The 671-nt window shown below is 58.6% G+C and carries 1 protein-coding gene and 1 tRNA gene; both read right to left on the bottom strand.

Annotated features, from left to right (window positions below):
• Nucleotides 1–132: 132 nt before the first annotated feature.
• Complete coding sequence (gene secE, locus JF66_RS20915) at nt 133–402, bottom strand: preprotein translocase subunit SecE (RefSeq protein WP_035880897.1); 270 nt, start codon at nt 400–402, stop codon at nt 133–135.
• A 42-nt stretch (nt 403–444) separates the two neighbouring features.
• Nucleotides 445–517, bottom strand: a tRNA-Trp gene (locus tag JF66_RS20920).
• Between the last annotated feature and the right edge of the window lie 154 nt (nt 518–671).

Below are 671 nucleotides of genomic sequence, written 5' to 3' on the forward strand. Positions count from 1 at the left end.
GGACTGCTCGGCGGCAGTGGCCCAGTCGACATCGTCGTGCTTCGTCTCAGTCACTAAATCTCAATCCTTCTCTGTGGTGCTCTATCTTCGGCAGGAAAACTGCCGGTACGGCTCAAACGTGGGGGCGGAGTGTTACGGCGTGCCGAACATGAACGTCACGGCCAGCGCGAATACCCAGTCGAATGCCGAGACAATGGCCATCATGATCACAACGAACACGAGCACGACACCGGTGTAGCTCACCAACTCCTTGCGGGTGGGAGTGACGACCTTGCGGAGCTCCGCCATAACTTGCCGGAAGAACAGAGCCATCCGAGCGAAGGGACCGCGTTTGGATTCGCGGGCCATTCTTGCGTTCGCGACGACTTCCTCACCGGGTTCGTCGATAACTTTTCGGGCCACCTGTCACACCTTTCGTGGGCCGGTGGAGTGACCACCGACTTGCAGGGCGGACAGGACTCGAACCTGCAACCTGCGGTTTTGGAGACCGCTGCTCTACCAATTGAGCCACCACCCTATGGAGTAAACGCCGCACGCCTGCCTGTACCAGAAAAAGGCGCAGAAAAGCATGGCAGAGTTCAACTACCTCGATCAAGTCTATGGCACGCAGGGCCGAGTGTAAAGCTGAGGCCACCTCGGGCGGGTTGAGGCAGATTCCCCACGGGTTTTCA

Origin of the sequence: Cryobacterium sp. MLB-32 (genome assembly GCF_000738085.1) — a bacterium.
Taxonomy (GTDB): Bacteria; Actinomycetota; Actinomycetes; order Actinomycetales; family Microbacteriaceae; genus Cryobacterium.